The organism is Tsukamurella conjunctivitidis (genome assembly GCF_007858475.1).
Classification (GTDB): Bacteria; Actinomycetota; Actinomycetes; order Mycobacteriales; family Mycobacteriaceae; genus Tsukamurella; species Tsukamurella conjunctivitidis.
The window spans coordinates 1-725 of sequence record NZ_VIGX01000089.1 but is presented as its reverse complement, the minus strand read 5'-3'; the positions used below and the strand labels follow the sequence as shown (position 1 = coordinate 725).

Genomic DNA, 725 nt, shown 5'->3' with positions numbered 1-725 from the left:
ACCACCCAGCACGCGAGATCGAGCCTCTTGCTAAGGGCCAGGACATCGGTACCAACTTGGTCGACGGCTTCCTGCCACTCCTGTGGGTCGATGAGCAAGAGGGCGACGCAGCGGTCCAGTTGCGCCTCGACTGTCGGCGCTTGTGGTCCGTTGTCGAACCGAAGTGCATGGAGCATCTCGTGAAGGAGGACCGGGACGCGTTCCCAGCCGCTTGTCATTGTCGAATCAAGGAACATCTGACGCCTCTGATGAAGGTAGATACCATCCAAGTCTCCCGGGCGCTTCAGGCTGACGACATTGACTCCGAAAGCCGAACAGTTTCGTTTCAGATCTCCTTCGATGGTTCGGTGAGCCGTGGGTCGGCCTCCACGTCCGAGGTGATCTCGCGCAGCAAGGGGGACCTGCTTCTCCTGAGGCATGTCAGGCACCCCGGTCCTTGTGCTCGGTGCAGTACTCAACGAGTTCCTTGCGGATGTCCAGGCCCATGTCGTTGTACCCCTCGATGAGGACGAGCAGGAACTGAGCCAGCCTGCGGGAGGTGTTCATGAGGATGATCATCGCCATCGGGGCATCCTTGGGGATGTCCTTCATGAGGACGCCCGTCAGCTGCTCATCGTCGTAGGCGTCCCCGCGCAGCATGATGTCGACCAGCTTCGCGTCGAGGAAGTCCAAGGTCTTCTCGTTGTCGAAGGAGCCGGACCCCAGATCGGAGTAGCAGAAGACCT

Annotated in this window: 2 protein-coding genes; both read right to left on the bottom strand. The window is 60.0% G+C overall.

Annotated elements, in window-relative coordinates:
• Positions 1-236 (bottom strand): hypothetical protein (locus FK530_RS26450; protein ID WP_205124251.1); only part of this gene is annotated, 236 nt, incomplete at its 3' end.
• A 184-nt stretch (positions 237-420) separates the two neighbouring features.
• On the bottom strand, positions 421-725 hold a 305-nt coding region (locus FK530_RS26055; RefSeq protein ID WP_158645201.1), incomplete at its 5' end, for a hypothetical protein.